The organism is Limnomicrobium aquaticum, assembly GCF_040545545.1.
In the GTDB taxonomy this organism is placed as follows: Bacteria; Pseudomonadota; Alphaproteobacteria; order Rhizobiales; family Rhizobiaceae; genus Ensifer_A; species Ensifer_A aquaticum.
Genome location: NZ_JBEPMB010000009.1, coordinates 129,745 through 147,331 on the forward strand (window position 1 = coordinate 129,745; position 17,587 = coordinate 147,331).

Annotated in this window: 17 protein-coding genes and 2 pseudogenes; 10 read left to right on the forward strand and 9 right to left on the reverse strand. The window is 60.9% G+C overall.

Translation table 11 applies throughout. The features are described 5' to 3' along the window. Positions 1-55 precede the first annotated feature (55 nt). Genes ABID16_RS20755 through ABID16_RS20770 form a run of 4 tightly spaced genes read left to right on the forward strand, consistent with a single transcriptional unit; the run spans position 56 to position 3,867 of the window. Positions 56-1,120, forward strand: coding sequence for an ABC transporter ATP-binding protein (locus tag ABID16_RS20755; protein ID WP_354558282.1), 1,065 nt, complete (start codon positions 56-58; stop codon positions 1,118-1,120). Then, on the forward strand, positions 1,117-2,010 hold the full coding sequence (locus tag ABID16_RS20760) for an ABC transporter permease (protein ID WP_354558283.1): 894 nt from the start codon (positions 1,117-1,119) through the stop codon (positions 2,008-2,010). Before ABID16_RS20755 ends, ABID16_RS20760 begins: the two co-directional genes overlap by 4 nt. Further along, positions 2,003-2,806: an ABC transporter permease gene (locus tag ABID16_RS20765; protein WP_354558284.1), complete on the forward strand. Its 804-nt coding sequence runs from the start codon at positions 2,003-2,005 to the stop codon at positions 2,804-2,806. Before ABID16_RS20760 ends, ABID16_RS20765 begins: the two co-directional genes overlap by 8 nt. 26 nt (positions 2,807-2,832) lie before the next feature. Next, complete coding sequence (locus ABID16_RS20770; RefSeq protein WP_354558285.1) at positions 2,833-3,867, forward strand: extracellular solute-binding protein; 1,035 nt, start codon at positions 2,833-2,835, stop codon at positions 3,865-3,867. Positions 3,868-3,936: 69 nt separating this feature from the next. Here the strand turns inward: ABID16_RS20770 and ABID16_RS20775 are convergent, their stop codons facing one another. Then, positions 3,937-4,293: a hypothetical protein gene (locus ABID16_RS20775; RefSeq protein WP_354558286.1), complete on the reverse strand. Its 357-nt coding sequence runs from the start codon at positions 4,291-4,293 to the stop codon at positions 3,937-3,939. 329 nt (positions 4,294-4,622) lie between these two features. Here ABID16_RS20775 and ABID16_RS20780 point away from each other — a divergent pair, with 329 nt between their 5' ends. Both ABID16_RS20780 and ABID16_RS20785 read left to right on the forward strand, forming a co-directional pair. Beyond that, positions 4,623-5,288: a response regulator gene (locus ABID16_RS20780; protein WP_354558287.1), complete on the forward strand. Its 666-nt coding sequence runs from the start codon at positions 4,623-4,625 to the stop codon at positions 5,286-5,288. Position 5,289: 1 nt separating this feature from the next. Further along, the gene (locus ABID16_RS20785; protein ID WP_354558288.1) at positions 5,290-6,711 is read left to right on the forward strand and encodes a sensor histidine kinase; all 1,422 of its coding nucleotides are present in this window, start codon (positions 5,290-5,292) and stop codon (positions 6,709-6,711) included. A 48-nt stretch (positions 6,712-6,759) separates the two neighbouring features. Here ABID16_RS20785 and ABID16_RS20790 read toward each other — a convergent pair whose 3' ends face one another. The 5 genes from ABID16_RS20790 to ABID16_RS20810 form a co-directional block, all read right to left on the reverse strand. Then, complete coding sequence (locus ABID16_RS20790; protein WP_354558289.1) at positions 6,760-7,161, reverse strand: type II toxin-antitoxin system VapC family toxin; 402 nt, start codon at positions 7,159-7,161, stop codon at positions 6,760-6,762. Then, the gene (locus ABID16_RS20795; RefSeq protein WP_354558290.1) at positions 7,161-7,415 is read right to left on the reverse strand and encodes a type II toxin-antitoxin system Phd/YefM family antitoxin; all 255 of its coding nucleotides are present in this window, start codon (positions 7,413-7,415) and stop codon (positions 7,161-7,163) included. The genes ABID16_RS20790 and ABID16_RS20795 overlap by 1 nt, the downstream gene beginning before the upstream one ends. Positions 7,416-7,572: 157 nt before the next feature. Continuing rightward, positions 7,573-8,451: an ABC transporter permease gene (locus ABID16_RS20800; protein ID WP_354558291.1), complete on the reverse strand. Its 879-nt coding sequence runs from the start codon at positions 8,449-8,451 to the stop codon at positions 7,573-7,575. Between the two features lie 17 nt (positions 8,452-8,468). Further along, positions 8,469-9,284 (reverse strand): ABC transporter ATP-binding protein, encoded by an 816-nt coding sequence (locus ABID16_RS20805; protein ID WP_354558292.1) that lies wholly within the window; start codon positions 9,282-9,284, stop codon positions 8,469-8,471. A 92-nt stretch (positions 9,285-9,376) separates the two neighbouring features. Next, on the reverse strand, positions 9,377-10,390 hold the full coding sequence (locus ABID16_RS20810) for an ABC transporter substrate-binding protein (RefSeq protein WP_435532457.1): 1,014 nt from the start codon (positions 10,388-10,390) through the stop codon (positions 9,377-9,379). Positions 10,391-10,567: 177 nt separating this feature from the next. Between ABID16_RS20810 and ABID16_RS20815 the strand changes: the two genes are divergently transcribed. Both ABID16_RS20815 and ABID16_RS20820 read left to right on the forward strand, forming a co-directional pair. Then, positions 10,568-11,038: an IS30 family transposase gene (locus tag ABID16_RS20815; protein ID WP_354558294.1), complete on the forward strand. Its 471-nt coding sequence runs from the start codon at positions 10,568-10,570 to the stop codon at positions 11,036-11,038. 50 nt (positions 11,039-11,088) lie between these two features. After that, positions 11,089-12,135, forward strand: coding sequence for an IS110 family RNA-guided transposase (locus tag ABID16_RS20820; RefSeq protein ID WP_354558295.1), 1,047 nt, complete (start codon positions 11,089-11,091; stop codon positions 12,133-12,135). A 322-nt stretch (positions 12,136-12,457) separates the two neighbouring features. On the opposite strand, the gene ABID16_RS20825 is transcribed toward ABID16_RS20820, so the two are convergent. Continuing rightward, positions 12,458-12,946 carry a P-loop NTPase family protein gene (locus tag ABID16_RS20825; RefSeq protein ID WP_354558296.1) on the reverse strand — a complete coding sequence of 163 codons (489 nt, stop codon included), beginning with the start codon at positions 12,944-12,946 and terminating at the stop codon, positions 12,458-12,460. A 446-nt stretch (positions 12,947-13,392) separates the two neighbouring features. Continuing rightward, positions 13,393-14,202: pseudogene (locus ABID16_RS20830) on the reverse strand (DUF932 domain-containing protein). Positions 14,203-14,560: 358 nt separating this feature from the next. Here ABID16_RS20830 and ABID16_RS20835 point away from each other — a divergent pair. Together ABID16_RS20835 and ABID16_RS20840 are read left to right on the forward strand one after the other, a co-directional pair. Beyond that, positions 14,561-14,809, forward strand: a complete 249-nt coding sequence (locus ABID16_RS20835; RefSeq protein WP_354558297.1) for a type II toxin-antitoxin system VapB family antitoxin — start codon at positions 14,561-14,563, stop codon at positions 14,807-14,809. Further along, positions 14,806-15,213: pseudogene (locus ABID16_RS20840) on the forward strand (PIN domain-containing protein). Before ABID16_RS20835 ends, ABID16_RS20840 begins: the two are co-directional and overlap by 4 nt. A gap of 107 nt (positions 15,214-15,320) precedes the next feature. Here ABID16_RS20840 and ABID16_RS20845 read toward each other — a convergent pair. Then, positions 15,321-17,582 (reverse strand): glycosyl hydrolase family 95 catalytic domain-containing protein, encoded by a 2,262-nt coding sequence (locus ABID16_RS20845; RefSeq protein WP_354558298.1) that lies wholly within the window; start codon positions 17,580-17,582, stop codon positions 15,321-15,323. Between the last annotated feature and the right edge of the window lie 5 nt (positions 17,583-17,587).

A 17,587-nucleotide genomic window follows, 5' to 3' on the forward strand; every position in this document is an offset into this window, starting at 1 on the left:
CTAATGATATTTTGTCAATACGCATATTAAAAACCGATAAGGGAACTTAAATCAGATGCTCGACATTCGTGGACTGTCCAAGCGGTTCGGCTATGGCAAGGGCGAGGTTACGGCCTTGCATGAAGTGTCATTCAAGATCGCGGAGGGCGAATTCTTCACGCTGCTCGGCCCGTCCGGTTGCGGCAAGACAACGCTTCTGAGGCTGATTGCCGGCTTTACCGGGCCGAGCGGCGGTTCCCTGGTTCTCGATGGCAAGGACATTGCCGCGATGCCGCCGAACAAGCGGCCGGTCAATACCGTGTTCCAGAGCTATGCGCTCTTTCCGCACATGACGGTCGGGCAGAACGTTGCCTTTGCTCTGGAAGCACAAGGCCGGCCGAAATCGGAAATCGAGCCGGCAGTCGAGAAGATGCTGACGCTGGTGCAGCTTCTGCATCTGAAAAACCGCAAGAGCTCGGAGCTTTCCGGCGGCCAGCAGCAACGCGTGGCGCTCGCCCGTGCGCTTGTCGCCAGACCGCGCATCCTGCTCCTCGACGAGCCGCTTTCCGCCCTCGACATGAAGCTGCGCAAGGACATGCAGATCGAGCTGAAGCGCCTGCAGCGCGAAACGGGCCTCACCTTCATCTTCGTCACCCACGACCAGGAAGAAGCGCTGACGATGTCCGACCGCATCGCCGTCATGAGCGGCGGCCATGTGCAGCAGATCGCCACGCCGCGCGAGCTTTACGATCGTCCGGCCAATCGCTTCGTGGCCGGCTTCATCGGCGAGTCCAACTTCCTGTCCGCCAATGCGAGCGGCGGCGTCGTTCAGGTCGGCGAGGGCAGCATCGCGCTGGCCGATGCAAAGGACGGTGCGCAGACGCTGATGATCCGGCCCGAACACGTTGTGCTTTCGGCCAACGCGCCGGATGCGCTTCAGCTGCAGGCCACCGTCACCCAGCTCGTATTCTTCGGGACAGACACGCATGTCCATCTGTCGCTGGCCGATGGCACGAAGCTCGTGGCGCGCGTTCAGAACGCGCTGCATGCGGGCCAGACCCTGAGCGAAGGCGAGCGGATCACGGTATCGCTCCCGGCGAAGGCGCTGCGCGTCGTGAAGGATGAGGAGATCGCGGCATGAGCGGCTCCGACACCCTGCGGCGCTGGCTGCTTGCGCTACCCTCGGTCGTCATCATCATGCTCTTTTCGATCCTGCCGCTCGGCGTGGTCGTGGTCTATTCCTTCCTGACGCCCGGCGATCTGGGCAACGTCAAATGGATCTTCTCGACAGAGGGCTGGTTCTCCGTCCTGTTCGAACGCAACATCTTCGACGACACGATTTCCCTGTCGGACGCCAATCTCGGCATCCTTCTTCGCTCGATCGCGCTGTCCCTGATCACAACCATCATCACGCTGATCTTCGGATTGCCGACCGCCTGGTTCATTGCGACGCGGCAGGTGACGCAGCGGAATTTCTGGCTGTTCCTGATCACCATCCCGTTCTGGACCAACCTTCTGGTCCGCACGATCGCCGTGCAGGAGATGATCCGCTCGGAGGGTGTCTTCAACCGCATCCTTCTCGCCGCCGGGCTTATCAAGGCACCGATCCAGATGATGTATACGGATTTTGCCGTGCTGCTCGGGATGACCTATGTCTTCCTGCCGCTTATGGTGCTGCCGGTCTATGCCGCGATCGAGAAGTTCGATTTTCGCCTCGCCGAGGCGAGCTACGATCTCTACGCGTCACGCTTCTTCTGCCTGCGCAAGGTGATCCTGCCGCTCATTCGGCCCGGTGTCATTGCCGGATCGATCCTCGTCTTCGTACCCTCGCTCGGCGCCTATGTGACGCCCCGCGTCATGGGCGGCGGAAAGTCGATGATGCTCGGCAACCTGATCGACCTGCAGTTCGGCCAGGGCCGCAACTGGCCGCTGGGTGCGGCGCTGTCGATCACGCTCACCGTTCTCGTTCTCATCGCCCTCATCTGGTACACCCGCCTCACCTCCGGCCGGAAGGAGCGCAACCATGGCTAAGCCCGGCTTCGATGTCACAAGGCTCCCCGGCACGGCTGTCCTGGCTGTGGCCTGTTTCGTCATCCTCTACATCCCGATGGCGATCCTCGTGGGTTACTCCTTCAACTCCGGCAAGGTCATCGGCAACTGGGAAGGATTTTCTCTCAAGTGGTACGGCGAAGCGCTGCAGAACCGGGCCTTTCTGGACGCCGCGTTCAACTCGCTGATCCTCGCGACCATCGCTGCGGTGATCGCGACGGTATTTGCGATCATGGCGGCGCTGGCCACGACGCGGAACGAGAAGTTCCGTGGCGAGGGTACGATCCACATGATCCTCAACCAGCCGCTGATGGTGCCGGAAATCGTTCTCGCGATCGCACTTCTGATCATTGTCGGCCAGATCAAGCAGGCGACCGGCTATGCGGGCCTCGGCTACCTGATCGCCGCGCATACGACGTTTTGCATTCCCTTTGCCTATCTGCCGATCAGGGCGCGCCTTGAAGGGATGGACCTGAGCCTGGAGACTGCAGCAGCCGATCTTTACGCCAGCCGGTTCTACACCTTCCGGCGCGTCACGCTGCCGCTTCTGGCGCCGGGGATTCTGTCGGGCTTCATGCTGGCCTTCGTCGTGTCGCTCGACGATCTCGTGATGAGCGATTTCCTGAAATCGCCGGGGCAGGACACGCTGCCGACCTATCTGATGAGTGAGCTCAAACGCAACCTCACCTCCGAAATCTACGCCATTTCCTCGCTTCTTCTGCTGCTCAGCGTGCTGATCGTGGCGGGGTCATGGGTAGCAACACGCAAGAAAGACTGAAAATCCACGGTCCAGAGGAGAATAAAATGAAATACGCATCCCGCATGGCAGCCGCCACGGCCATCCTGGTCGCATCGGCCCTCCCGGCGCTTGCCGCCGGTCAGCTGAACATCTTCAATTCCGGCCTCTACACGCCACCGGATCTCATCGCGAAGTTCGAAAAGACCTATGACGTGAAGGTCACGGTCACCGAATACGATTCCAACGAAAGCGCACTGGCCAAGATTCAGGCCGGCGGTCACGGCTTCGATATCATCGTGCCCTCCGCCTATATCGTGCCCACCTATATTGAAAACGGCCTTCTGCTGAAGAGCGAGCCGAACCAGATGTCCAACTTCAAGAACGTGAAGCCGGACTGGGTCGACGTCGCTTGGGACAAGGGCCGCCACTACACCGTTCCCTACGATTGGGGCCTGACCGGCATCATGGTCAACACGAAGGTCTACAAGGGCGATCTGAACACCGCCGCCATGATCTTCGATCCGCCGCCGGAACTGAAGGGCAAGGTCAATGTGCCGCCGTCGCTTCTGGAAGTCATCGACATGGCGATCAACTATGTCGGAGGCCAGGCCTGCACGACCGACAAGGCGATCCTGAAGAAGGCCCATGACAAGCTGATGGAAGCGAAAGCCTCCTGGGCTTCCATCGACTATCCGAGCTTCGAGAAGTTCGTCAAGGAAGACATTCAGGCATCGATTTTCTGGAACGGCGCCTCGCTGCGCATCCGCGCCGAAAATCCGGGCTTCGCCTTCGGTCTGCCCAAGACGGGCTTCCAGATCTGGCAGGACAACGTTGCCATTCTCAAGGATGCCAAGAATGTCGAGAATGCGAAGCTGTTCCTGAACTTCGTGATGGAACCGGATAACGCCGCGCTGATCTCGAACTATACCCGCTACAGCAATTCGATCATCGGTTCCGAGGCGAAGATGGATCCCGAGCTGATCAATGCTCCGGAACTCAAGATCCCGGAAGAGCTGAAAGCCGCAGGGCATTACCAGGCGACCTGCTCTCCTGAAGTCCAGCAGATCTACAGCCGCATCTGGACCGACCTGACCAAGTAACACGGTCCCGCGTGACCGGTCGGCTACAGGGCCGGCCGGTGGCCGCGGATCAGGGATCGGGGAGACGCCTCAGCCGAGGCGAAGAACCTGCACCTTGCCGCTCGAAAGGCCGGCAAGGAGAGTGCCGTTCATCTGGCGCGCGGCCAGCTCGCGTCGCAGGCTGTCCACCACAACCTCGCCGGAGCCTGCCTTCACATAAAGCAGGTTCCTGACGCGCATGTCATAGGTGAGGAAGAAGGTGTGACCGTGATGGCAACCGTCGGCGGCGGTTGCACAGGCGATATCGGATTGCCGGGCCTGGACCGACACAGCTTTCGGCGCGATCGTGCGGGCGGCCGAGGCGAGACCGAATGCATTGGCCCCGGTGGCAACCGAGAGCGTGACGGCTGCGACCGTCGAAACAGCGATCAGAACAGATTTGAACATCTCTGCCTCGTTTCCGGATGCCTTCAGGGCACCTCTTGTTAGTGAACAGGGTTTCATCCTTGGGAAGACCCTAGCAGGGACATTTTGACCGCCGCTTAAACCGATCTCTAAAATTTGAACGATCATGCGGTTTCTGTTTCAAAAAAGATCAGTCTGCCCCGCAATGGCACGGTCTGCGTTCAGGCGCTTCCTGTGCTCGCTTCGTGCTTTGGGACATGCTAGCCTCGCCCCTCGAGACGAAAGAGGGGAAAGCGCCGGCCTCTGTTTCGGGTGCCTGACAGAAAGGTCGAGCCCCGGAATGTTGTCGGCGCCTGAGCAGAAAATCCATCATGCGATTGTTGATTGTCGAGGATAATCATGAGCTTGCCGACTGGCTGGCGCGCGCGCTCGTGCAGGCGCGGTATACCGTCGAGGTGGCTCATGATGGAGAGGAGGCCGAGCATCTGATTGCGCTCGGCGAATATGCCGCCATCGTGCTCGACCTGTCCCTGCCGCATGTGGATGGCATGACGGTGCTGAAACGCATCCGCCGCAAGGGCAATCGCACGCCGGTCATCATCCTGACGGCCAATGCCTCGCTGGACGGGCGGGTGGCGGGGCTCGATTCCGGCGCGGACGACTATCTCGCCAAGCCCTTCGAGCTGGCGGAGCTTGAGGCGCGCCTGCGCGCCGTCATCCGCCGCGGCCATGATCTCGCAAGCCCGGAAATCGTCATTGCCGATCTCGCGCTCGACAGCGCGAGCAAACTGTTCACGCTCAAGGGCGAGCCGCTGCAGCTGACGCCCCGCGAGCACTCTGTGCTCGAATATCTCGTCATGAAATCCGGCACGACCGTTACAAAGTCGGCCCTGCACGAGAGCGTCTTCGGCTTCGACGCCGAGCCGGACCCGAGCGCCATCGAGATCTATGTCCACCGCGTGCGCAAGAAGATCGAAGGCAGCGGCGTGCAGATCGCCACGCTGCGCGGCCTCGGCTACATGCTGCGGGCGCTTTGAGATGGCGGGCAGGCTCAGGCGCCTGGTGCGCTATATCCGCGAAAGTCTTTATGCCCAGCTTCTCGTCTGGGTTCTCCTGACGCTGCTCGGTGTGCTGGCGCTCAACCTCTATTTCAGCATGCGCCAGGCCGTGCAGATTTCCAGCATCGTCACGGACAACACGCTGATGGGCTCGGCGCGCATGATCGCCGAGGCGGTGCGCACGGACGAGCGCGGCAATGTCGCCGTCGATATTCCGCCGGCGGCACTGGAAAACTTCGCCAATGGCTATGGTGACCGGGTCTATTACAGCGTGCGAACAGCCTGGGGCACGGTGATTGCCGGCAGCAACGAACTGAAGCCGCCGCCGGTTCTCGGTCAGGGCAGCGCCATGCGCGTCCGCAACGAGGATGTCCGCGCGCTCGCCATCGAGCATCCCGTGATCGGTCTTGAAAAGGACGGCACGATCGATGTCACGGTCGCCGTCACCCTGAACGGCGAGAGTGACCTGACGCGCCGCCTCTGGATGTCGGATTTCTTCAACCAGTTCGTGCTCGTCGTCGTCGCAGGCGTGGTGACGCTGCTCGGCCTGCGCCGCGGCCTTGCACCGCTGATACGGCTGCGCGAGGCGGTGATGGCCAGCCGGCGCGAGCGGCTGGAGCCTTTCGATCCGGCGAGCGTGCAGACGGAACTGCGTCCGCTGGTTCATGCGCTCAACGACTACATGGCCCGCGTCCAGCGCCAGATGGCGTCACAACGGCGCTTCGTCGCCAATGCCGCGCATCAGTTGCGCACGCCGCTGACGCTGCTGACGACGCAAGCCAGCGTCGCCGCCCGCGAGACCGATGGCGAGCGCCGCAGCGATGCGCTCAATGCACTCACGCGCTCCACGCGGCAGGCCTCGCGGCTGGCGGAACAATTGCTGACGCTCACCCGCGCCGAACCCGGCAGCCGGACGCCGCGGGCCGAACGCATCGACATGGTTGAGGTCGCCCGCCTCGTTCTGGAGGCGCAGGCCGAAGACGCGCTCAAACGCGGCATCGATCTCGGGCTGGAGGGCGAGGGGGATGCTCCCGTCACCGGCGACGGCACGATGCTGCGCGAAATGGTCGTCAACCTCGTCGACAATGCGCTCCGCTACACGCCGTCCGGCGAGGTGACTGTGCGCGTAGTGCGTGAGGAGGACACTGTGGTCCTCACCGTTGACGACAGCGGCCCCGGCATTCCGGAAGAGGAGCGCGAACGCGTCTTTGAACGGTTCTACCGCATCATGGGGACGCAGGCAGAGGGCAGCGGGCTGGGACTGGCGATCGTGCGGGAGGTCGTCGAAGGGGCAGGGGGCAGGGTCACGCTCGGGACGTCGAAGATGGACGGGCTGTCGGTGATGGTGCGATTGCCCATGTCTCCGGCTGACCGGATCTCGTCATTCGATCCGGACGGCTGACTCGGCAATTTCCTTCCGTGACAAGGACTTATGCCAGAGACCGCGTCGTTACACGTCCCACGGATTAACCAGCGTCGCGCCGGTATCGTCGAAATCCTTCACATTGCGGGTTACGAGGATCAGGTCGTGAACGATGGCGGTTGCGGCAATCAGACCATCGACGTCGCCACGCGGCCGGATTGCAGCGATCCGGCCCCATTCGACGGCAATCTCGTCGGTGAGCGGCAAGATACGGTCGGCATGATCGTGGCGTATGGTGCGCAGCCACTCCTTAAGGCGATCCGCCGCCTTCGGATCGGTTTTCTGCTTCAAGGCAATGCCGCGCATGATTTCTCCCAGCGTCAGGACGCTCAGATGAACCGCAAGGGGATTGACCGAACGCAGCCACGACACCGCCTGCGGCGTGCCGCGCCTGGCCTCCGAGATGATGTTGGTGTCCAGAAGATACATCAAAAGGCCGCATCACGGCTCGGGATTTTTGCTCGATCGTTCACGGCATCAGCAAGCGCATCGTCCCAGGCCGGGCCGTTCATCAGCGCATCGACAAGTGTCGCGCGGCCGGCACGCAGTGCGTCATAGTCGTTTGCCGACAGGACCACGGCAGCACGTTCCCCCCGCACGGTAATCTCCTGCGGGCCTTCGCGGCGCGCTTTTTGAACCACTTTCGAGAACTGGTTCTTGGCGTCCTGGAGCTGCCATTCCATATTCCGCCCCCATCTCGCGTTTTCCCGGACACGAACCGGTTTCCAAGGTCTCGGAAATTGCTCTAGCTAGCCTGTCTAGCTATATCGGGTCCGGAGAAAGTGTCAACGAAAAAGGGGCCGGAAAACCGGCCCCTCTGCAGCCTCGCGACCGCTCGTATCAATGCGTATCCAGGCTCTGCTGCGGTCGCCACTTGGCCAGCCGGTTCTCGACCAGAGTCATCAGATATTCGGCCACCAGGGTGACGATCATCACGAGTACGATGGCGGCGAACATGCCGGCGGCGTCGAATGTGCCCTTGGCGATCGAGATCAGCTGGCCGATGCCGTAGCGGGCGCCGACGAATTCGCCGACGATGGCGCCGATGATGGCGAAGCTGAAGGAGACGTGGAGGCTGGCGAAGATCCAGCTCATGGCGGACGGGATGATCACCTCGCGCGTCACCTTCCAGTCGGACGCGCCGAGGATGCGGGCATTGGCGACCATGTCGCGGTCGGCTTCCCGGACCCCCTGGAAGGCGTTTGCGAAGACCACGAAGAACACCATGATGAAGGCGAGCGCCACCTTGGAGGCGAGGCCAAGGCCCATGATCATGATGAAGATCGGCGCGAGAACGACGCGCGGGATCGAGTTGATCGCCTTGATATAGACGGAGAGGATATCGGCGAGCAGCTTGTTCTGGCCGAGACCGACGCCGACCACGATGCCGGCAATGGAGCCGGAGAAGAAGCCGATCAGCGCCTCTTCCATCGTGACGCCGAGGTTGAACCAGAGCGAGCCTTCCGTCGTACCTTCGGTTGCCCATTCATAGAGGCGCGAACCGATGGCCGAGGGGCTCGCATAGAAGAAGGGATCGATGAAGCCCGTGCGTGCGCCGATCTCCCAGATGGCGACGATGGCCACCAGGATGGCCACCTGCCAGAAGAGAACGGTGCGCTTGCGCGCGGCGATGGCCTTGAGGGCAGCAGCCTCGATTTCCTTGTCGGACGTGCCGGGGCGGAAGAGCGTGCTGACGCTGTCCATGGTCGTGTCGGTCATGTTCTCAATTCCTTCCTTCACGCTGCTTCGCCGGCGCGGCGGTAGCTGGTTTCGACTTCCTGGCGCAGGTCTTCCCAGATCGTCTTGCAATAATCGATGAAGCCCTGCTCGTAGCGGATTTCGGAGACGACGCGCGGGCGCGGAAGGTCGATCGTGTAGACGGATTTCACCGTCGCGGGGCCGGCGGTCAGCACATAGACCTTGTCGGCCAGCGCCACGGCTTCTTCCAGATCGTGGGTCACGAAGACGACGGAGGCTTTGCGTTCTGCCCAGAGCTTCAGCAGTTCCTCATGCATCACCGTGCGGGTCTGCACGTCGAGCGCCGAGAAGGGCTCGTCCATCAGGAGGATTTCCGGCTCGTTGATGAAGGTCTGCGCCAGCGAGACACGCTTGCGCATGCCGCCCGAAAGCTGATGCGGATAGTGATGCAGGAACTTGGAAAGTCCGACGCGGGCGAGCCAGTCCTTCGCCATCTTTTCGGCCTCGGCCTTGGAACGGCCACGGAAGAGGGGGCCTGCCATGACGTTTTCGATGACATTCTTCCAGGGGAAGAGCGCATCCTTTTGGAACGCGAAACCCACGCGGGGGTCGATGCCGTTGACCGGCGCGCCCATCAGGCGAACCTCGCCGGCGGAGGGACGGGCGAGGCCGGTCACGAGGTTCAGCGTCGTCGACTTGCCGCAGCCGGTCGGGCCGACGACGGCGACGAATTCGCCGCGTTCCACGGTCATGTTGAAATCGCGGATCGCGGTCAGCGACTTGCCGGTCGGCGAAACGAAGCGGCGGGTGATGTTGATCAGCTCGATAGCCGGGGCTGTCTGTCGATCGGACATGGATCATCCTTTCCGCGCCGATCCGGCGCAGGCGAACTATGGGTTGGGGCGCCTCTGCCTTTTTGGGCAGAGGCATGGGTTAAGTGGAGTTGTTACTTCGCGGCCTTCACGAATTCGGTCGTGTAGGTCTTGGCAAGATCGATCTGCTTGCCCTGCACATTCTTGGAGAAGGCGGAGAGCACGGAGAGAACCGTCTTCGGCCCGTCTTCCGGCATCACGCCATCGGCCGTGAACATGCCCTTGCCGGCGTCGAGAGCTGCGACATAGCCATCCTTGTCGCCGACATAGAAATCCTTCGGCATTTTCTCGGCAATTTCGGCACCGGAATGCGTGTTGATGAACTTCAGCGTCTTGACGAAGGCGTTGGCGAGCTTCTGAACTTCGGGCTTGTGGGCATTGACCCAGTTGGTTTCCATGTAGAGCGAGGCAGCCGGATAGGTGCCGCCGAGTGCCGCGCGTGCGCCTTCGACGGTGCGCATGTCGACGAGGACACGGGCTTCGTTGGTCTTCAGAAGACGCGAGATCGTCGGCTCGGTGGTCATGCCGGCCTGTATCTTGTCCTGCTGCATGGCCGCGATGAACGTGCCACCCGCGCCGACCGGAACCGACACCGTGTCACCCGGCTTCAGGCCCGCCTTGGCGGCCATGAAAAGCGTGAGGAAATTGGTCGAGGAGCCGAGCCCGGTCACGCCGAGGTTCTTGCCCTTGAGATCGCCGAAGCCCTTGATGTCGGGATACTTGTTGGAAACGAGCTCGACTTCGCCCGGCGCCTGGCTGAACTGCACGACGGATTCGACGAACTTGCCCTTGGCCTGCAGGTCGACGCAATGGTCGTAGAAACCGACCACGCCCTGAACCGCGCCGGCCAGAAGCTGGTTTTCAGCATCGACGCCGGCAGCTTCGTTCAAGAGCTCGACATCGAGACCCTCGTCCTTGAAATAGCCGAGACCTTCGGCAAGCTTGGCCGGCAGATAGATCTGCTTCTCATAACCGCCCACCATGATGGTGATCTTGTCGGCAGCGCTCGCCAGCGACGTGGCGGCAAGCAGCGAAAGAACGGTGAGCGTGGAGCCCGCAATCGCGCGCACGGCCTTGACGTGAAACATCATGAAATCCTCCCTGTTGATGTCATGCCTGACGATCCTTGCGACCGTCCTCTCCTCGGCATGGACCAAGTCTTAACAGGCCAAGCTTTCAGTCAGCTTTCAATGGATGGTACGCGCTATACCGAACTGCGACTTTTGAAGTGTGGCAGAATGTTGAAGATGGAAAGGACATCCTGAATGAAGACCCGATACAGCCACCTCACCCTGGCAGACCGGCGTCAGATCGAACGCTGGCGACTGATGAAGATGAGCGCGACGGAGATTGCCGAGCGACTGGGACGTCACCGTTCGACCGTGTTCCGCCCCGATGTCGTTGCAGGGCGCAGGGAGTTCGGCCATTGGGAGGCTGACCTGGTTCACTTCCGCCAGAAGTTCGGGCCGGCCAACGTCACGACGATGGTCGAACGGTTGAGCCGGTTTCTCGTGGTCTTGAGAAATCCCGAGAAACGCACCAAGCCGATCATGTCGCAGATTGCCGAGGTGCTGCGTGCCCTGCCCCTGACGGCGCGCCGTTCGGTCACCTTCGATCGCAGCTCGGAGTTCATCGATTGGCCAAAGAGCATCGGAGAAGTCAGCATAGATGGGCTAATCGGCTTCGTGCCCCATCCCATCCGTAGGGAGCCAGGGGCTGCACCACACTGCCGATGATACAGTCGCCTGTCGGAACAGGCACAACCATCATGCAGAGGAGCGCAGCCATGAAACACTATGCCGGCCTCGATGTCTCGGTCAAAGAAACGAGCGTCTGTATCGTTGATGAAAACGGGAAACCATGCCGAGAACGGAAGGTGGTCTCTCATCCTGAAGACCTTGTAGCCATCCTGAGTGATCCAGCATTCAGTATTGAGAGGGTAGGCGTTGAGGCTGGCCCGTTGTCCCAATGGCTGTTTGACGGCCTGGCAAAAGCAGGCTTGCCCGTCTTCTGTATCGAAACGCGCCACACCAAAGCATTCCTGGAGGCCCTGCAGCAGAACAAGAGCGACAGGAATGATGCACGCGGCATCGCTCACATGATGCGGGTCGGCCTCTTCAAGGACGTGCATGTGAAGACGCTTACCAGCCAGAAGCGTCGCGCCTTGCTAACGGCCCGATCGTTGCTGCAGGAGAAGGCGATCGATTTGGAAAACGAGATGCGCGGGCTCCTGCGTAACTTCGGACTGAAGGTCGGCCATGCATCAGGCGGTACATTCGAGAGAAGAATACTCGAACTCGTCGAACACGACGTTGAGCTTGCGGAAATCATGGAGCCACTGCTCGCCGGACGACGCAAGTTGCGAGAAGGCTTGGCCAAGCTGGAGAAGCGGGTTTTATCGGAGGCCAAGCAGGATGAGGTTTGCAGGCGGCTGATGACAGTACCTGGTGTTGGACCCATCGTCTCGCTCGCCTATGTCTCGACGATCGATATTCCCAGCAGGTTTCGTCATTCTCGATCGGTCGGAGCGATATTGGGCCTCACCCCTGTCCTGAAACAGTCCGGTGAAATGAGCCGGGTCGGCCACGTCTCTCTACGCGGGGACGCCATGATGCGGCGACTGCTCTATGAGGCCGCCCAGTCGATGATGACGCGCGTGGTGAAATGGTGCTGGCTGAAGGCATGGGCTATGAACATCGCCAAGCGCCATGGCCGCAAGAAAGCCAAAGTGGCACTGGCTCGCCGTCTCGCTGTCGTCATGCATCGCATGTGGGTGGATGGCACGGAGTTTCGCTGGACGAGGGAGGACACTGTCTCAACCACAGCGGCATGACTGTCAGTCATAGAGGCAATCGAGAGATTCGAATTCAGGGTTCCGCGTAGCGGCGGAAGACGTCCTTCGCGGACGATGGTGATGTGAGTTCGTGGCGGCGTTTATTCCGATGATCCGTCATCAGCATGCAGCATAGATTGGGCCACATCATCTACTGAACCCCATCATGGGAGAGCTAAATGCCGATCCCGGAGAGAAGCGCGGGCCGCGAAAAGACGTTGAACGCTAGACGAACTGGTCGCAGACACGGGCTCTGTCGCTTGTGAGAAAGCGATTTTGGCTGGAAAGCGCCGCAAGGCGGTCATGGTCAGACGTAGAGTGTCTATCGGAGGCGAACCAAGAAATCGGTGACCTCGGATCGGCTCGATAGCCTATATTTTTGCTTGGGATGCTGTTCGTAAAACCAGTGATGCGCCTCGAAGGAGTTCAGGTGGTTCTTTCGGAGACGGTAACCACGCGTGTACTCCAACAGCTCTTCGAATTGCTCTGGTGTGCCGCCATCGGTTTGCCCCCGTCGCACCAAATTTGAAATGCATTCGTCGTCGGCAAGATCGAGCCAGATCAGTGTTGTTACGCGGGGAAAAACCTGCTTGAGAATTGAACCGTATATGCCCTCTATGATCCACGAGGCGTTGCCTGCGGCTTCGGCTACGAGCTGATCACGCTCATGGCGTGGACGCTCTCCCACGAAACCTGGCAACCAATGCAGATCATCCAAATGTGTGATCGGAAACCTAAGCCTGGCCGCCAATGCCTCAGCCAGCCACGACTTACCGCTTCCGCCATTACCTACGATGAAAATCCGGTCCATCTAGCGCTCTCCCGCCGAAGACTGTTTCGGCCGTTTGGCCCCCAAGTATGTCCGGGAATGATCCGGTTGGCGAGCGCGGTATGCTGTGCGGTTCGGGGCGAATGTGAAGAAAGTCTTGCCCCATGCAGCCCTGGAATAAATTTAAGCAGAGCTTGACGCCAACACGCCGATTAGAGAAGCGCCCGAAGGGTGAGGCGGGACCGACTGGCCCAGTCCGGGGCGTTCCGCATGAAGCCGCAACCGCGACCGAAGACAACAGCCAAAATGATCTGGGCGGACGGGGTGTTCGAGGGGTAGGGCTTCCGGGGAGCCCCTCGAAGGTGGCCGAGTGCCTCGTGAACACCCGGCCTCAAGCTCTGCCGCATCTCCCGGCATCGCCTCGCAAACTCATCTGACAAACCACCGCCAGCGTCAAGCCGCTCCCGCTATTAAGACATCCAGGCGCGTCAACGCGCACCCTTCAGTTTTGCCATTTCCGCTCCCAGAAGCCACAGCGCCTTGTTGAGCTTGATATCCTGATCGATGCCAGTGACCGGGCGAGACGTCATGCGGCGGTGGCGGCCGAATTCGTCACGAGTCACAGCGCGAATCCCGCCCTTGATCGCGTTTTCCTGCACGACGTTCCATGTCGTCCAAAGATCGTTTCCAAGATCGCCAGAACGGCGCTGCGTCAAAAGCTGCTCAGGTCTGACCGGCATTTTCATCTCGCCATCGCCGTCACCGAAGCGCATCACATGCGCACTGCGCGCGAGGATATGTTGTTCCTCTTCGTTCAGCCGCAGCGAAGACCAGTCTTGTGGCGCGGACAGCGCATGTTCAGCGCCCTTCAGGACGGTGTAGGTCCCTTCGATCACCTTGGCCTGAACATCACCCGAGTGCCGAACCCTGATTTCCTCGATCTAGCCGGTTTGGGCCACCAACGAGTTCAGGCATCGAATGCGAAACAGGCCCGCCATCAGTTCGTAAGCGCTGGTCCCGTCGTTGGCGTTCTTCAATAGGATTTCGCAGATGGTGTCCCCGACATTGTAGACTTTGCCGCCATCCATGTGGCGAAGGCCGATAAGGTGCTTGGTGAATGCGGCCTTGCCCTCAATCCGACTCGACGACTGCTTTGCGCCAACCGGTACAAAGCCTTCCTTGGTGAGGCCGCGCAGGATTTCGATAGCCGGGATGGGCTTGGAACGTTCCGACCGGCTTTCGTGGGCGACGGTCGCGAAGATCGAAGGCGCGATACGGCGCGTTTCATCCTCGGTCATGGCGCGGCCGGTGTCGAAGCGGGCGGTGTCGGTGTAAATGCTTATGATAGTTCTCCAAGGTTTCCGATATCCTTGAGAGCAAGCCCCGCCAGTGGGCGAAGCCTTCACCCACCGTTTCGGTGGATGTGCCCTCACATCCAACCGAACGAAGGGGGAGGGAGATGGCCCAAACGGAACGAGAGCCGGCTGTCACGCAAGAGGGCATTTCATTGCTCGCGGAAACGTCTCGCTCGGCTTCGCAACCCCGTCTCCAGTGAAAGGCCAGGAAATCTGATGGCGAGATGGCATCACCCATCTTGCTAGCACCACCACGCCATTCTATATTACACACCTTGGAAAATAACGGATGCGGTAGGTGATGGCAGAACCCCAGCTATCCGTACGCAGTGAACGGGCGCGTAATCTGGCCCATACTTTGGCCAGGCGGGAAAACCGCTCGATTGCCGACATTGTCGAACGAGCGCTTGAAGCCTATGCGACGCGCGAGCTTGGTCGCGAGCGGGCGGCGGATTTTTACGCTCGGATGTCGTCGCAGTTCGGAAGCGATCTCGATCTCGACGTAGTCATCCGAGAACAGCGTGGCGTTCATACGGGGCTTGATCTGTGATTTTCCTCGACACCAATGTGGTTACGGAGACGCTGCGCAAATCTCCTGGTGAAAGCGTTGTAGCCTGGCTGATCCGCCATGACGCGGAACTCGCACTTCCCACAGTGACGATTGCCGAAATCGCCTTTGGCATTCGGAAAATCCGACCGGATGAGCGAGCTATCCGACTCGATTAGGGACTAGCCGAATGGCGGCGGCGCTTTGCAGATCGCATCTTCGGTTTTTAGGAGGACGCAGCGTTGGCTTATGGAGAGTTGATGGGTGAGGCTGTACGGAGGGGGGGGAGACCCATGTCTGCGCCAGATGGCATGATCGCAGGGATCGCCAAGGTCAACGGAGGACGTTTGGCAACGCGCAATCTCAAGGATTTCGAACCGACAGGACTGGACCCTGTCTCGCCATGAGCGTTTTGAGGGTTTAGTGCGGAGTCTGCATTCCCTGATGACCCTAGTCATTCGCTATCGATATTTGGAACAAATTGATGGAAATCCGGAAGAAGCCAACGGCTCCGTCATGGTATATTTGATTCCATAAATGCCGCCCCCCGGTAAGTCAGACTGCGAGCCTCACCCGCCTTAAGATTGACCCGTGCCCGGCTGTTTCCAAAACGGATTAACCATTCGCCGCCATGTGACGTGAAAATCTTCACCTTGCACGGAGTTGCGTCCGACCATTCCAGGTCAAGCGTCGCGCCGCCGCGGATGCGAAGCCCGGTCAGCTTGCCGTCAGGCCACACCGAGGGGAGGGCCGGCAGAAGGGAAAGCTCGCGCGGGCTCGACTGCACCAGCATTTCCAGAATTCCGGCCGCGCCGCCGAAATTGCCGTCGATCTGGAACGGCGGATGCGCGTCGAACAAGTTGCGATAGCTGCGCTCGGGGCTCAGCAGGAGCTTCAGGACCTCGAAGGCGTGATCGCCGTCCCGTAGCCTGGCCCAGAGATTGATGCGCCAGCCAATTCCCCAGCCTGTCGCATCGTCGCCGCGGATTTCCAGCGACCTCCGCGCGGCCTCCGCCAGCGCAGGCGTCTCTCCCGGATCGATCTGCCAGCTGGGATAAAGGCCGTAGAGATGCGAGACGTGGCGATGATGGATTTCCGGCGCCTGCATGTCCCAGTCGTCGAGCCATTCCTGCAATTGCCCGGAGGCGCCGATGCGGTCGGGGGGGAGCCGTCTCGCGGTCTCGTCCAGCGCAGCGACCAGTTCCGCTTCGCCCGCCTCTGCCGCCAGCGGCCGCAACAGCACGAAGAAATCGCGCAGCAGCTGATTGTCCATGGCCGGTCCGGCGCAGATGGAGGTGCCGCCGGGATGCAGATTTTCCGGTGACAGGGAGGGATTGGTGACCAGATAGTCGGTGCCGGGCAGGGGCACGAGCACATCGAGGATAAATTCGGCCGCGCCCCGCGCCAGCGGCAAGAGGCGCGCCCGCATGGCATCTGCATCGTCCAGATAGTCGCAGACATCCAGCAGCTGCACCATCAGCCACACCCCGCCCATAGGCCAAAGGCCCCATTGCGGCCCGTCGATCGGCGCGGTGGCGCGCCAGAGATCGGTATTGTGGTGCAGCACCCAGCCGCGCGCATTGTAGTGCACCCTCGCCGTTTCCCGCCCGCTCAAGGCAAGATCTTCGGCCAGGGCGACAAGGGGTTCCAGGCACTCGGCCAGATTGGCAGGCGCGGCGAGCCAGTAGTTCATCTGCAGATTGATGTTGGCCGTGTATTTGCTGCCCCAGGGCGGATCGACCTCGTCGTTCCAGATACCCTGCAGATTGGCCGGCTGCGTGCCCGGCCGGGAGGAGGAAATCGCCAGATAGCGTCCGTACTGGACATAGAGAGCCGCCAGCGCCGGGTCCGGGGCCTGCCCAAAACCGGCAATACGCCGATCCGTCGGTTGCAGAGCCGCGGCGGTGCTTCCCAAGTCTAGGGCAAAGGACCGGAACAGTCGCCGGTGCTCCGTCATGTGGCGGGCACGCAGCCGCTCGAAGGATTGAGAGGATGCACGGTCCAGTCTCTCCGCGACACGCAGGACCGGGTCTCCGGAAACGTCATCGAACCGGACGAAATTGGTGGCCGCATCGAGAAGAACGACGACTTCGTCGGCGTTCTCGACCCGGATTTCATCGCCCGTCCGGCCCGTCGTGCCGCCTTTGGCCTGGACGCGGAGGGCCAGCGCGAAATGCAGCGCCGCGGCAACCCCATGCTCGGGCTTGCCCATGCCGAGGAGTTCGAGACGCGTATCGCCGCCGGAGTGGACAAGGCCGGACTGCGGAGACGTGAGGCCAAGGCGCAGGGAAATCGAACCGGGCCGGCTGGCGGAGAGCTTCAGCACCAGCACGCCATCGACGCTGTCGGCAAAGGTCTCGCGTTGAAAATGCACCTCACCCACATCGTATTCGCAGGTTGCGATTGCGGCATCGAGGTTCAGCGCGCGCCGATAGCTGGCGGCAGGTCCCTCATGCTCAAGGCTCAGCAGGAGATCGCCGACCGGCTGGTAGGACATCTGCTTCAGCGGCTTTGCCATCAAATGAGCGCTGGCCATTGCCTCGGCTTCCCTGTAGCGACCCGCGAAGATTGCCTGGCGCACCTCGTCCAGATGCGCGAAGGCGTCCGGGTTCACCGAGTTGTACGGTCCGCCCGACCAGAACGTCGATTCGTTGATCTGGACCCGATCGTTTTCGACACCGCCGAAGACCATGCCGCCCAGCCGCCCGTTGCCAAGCGGCAGGGCGTCCGTCCATATCCGGGCGGGCTCGTCATACCAAAGCAGATTGTCCGTCATGCCGG